The organism is Psychrobacter sp. 1U2 (assembly GCF_051847575.1).
This window is the reverse complement of the sequence record NZ_JBPYDC010001219.1, coordinates 1-664: the sequence shown is the minus strand read 5'-3', so window position 1 is coordinate 664 and position 664 is coordinate 1. Positions and strand designations below refer to the sequence as shown.

Genomic DNA, 664 nt, shown 5'->3' with positions numbered 1-664 from the left:
CCAATGCCATAAATCCTAGTACCAGCCATGCGTACGCCCAAACGCTCACGCTACCTTTACCCACAGCATTCTTCAAAGATATGATGCCAAGCGCACAACTGACAAACAATAAAATAGAGGGAAACAGTCGCAACCAGCGACCTTGACGCGGACGTACTTGTGCAAGCGGTACAGCAAGCATAGGAGCGATAATCATCAGCCAAGGTAGCGTAAAGCGGTAGCCAAGCTCACCTTGTGCTGCTCGTAGCGCATCAGCACTACCAACTTGTGCGCTACCTGTAGCGGCCTGCCATAAAGGTCCGATTTCTTGGGTTTCGATATTATTTTCAGTCACCACCTCTTTTGAGGATTCAGTTAACGTAATACGATAACGATCAAAGCCTACTTGATTGTACTTCAGGCTACCTGCGCCCACTTCATAACGTCGACCTTGGAATAGATCTAACTGCGTCACACCGCTACCAGCATTCTCTACTTGCTCAGCACGCTTAGCCAAGGTAATGGTGTCTTTATTAATAGAATGATCCGTATTGTCAGCTGACTTTTTGGATGGCTCAGATTGGATAAGTACCACATCTTGTAGCTGCGTTTTGTCATCGCTAAGACTGCCTACATACAAATGATAATTACCGCTACTAATAAACTCATTGGGACGAATTAAGTC

1 protein-coding gene is annotated in these 664 nt (G+C 45.9%); it reads right to left on the bottom strand.

The window, feature by feature from the left end; translation table 11 throughout:
* Window positions 1–664 (bottom strand): LptF/LptG family permease (locus ACS8FD_RS21300; RefSeq protein WP_439277336.1); only part of this gene is annotated, 664 nt, incomplete at both ends.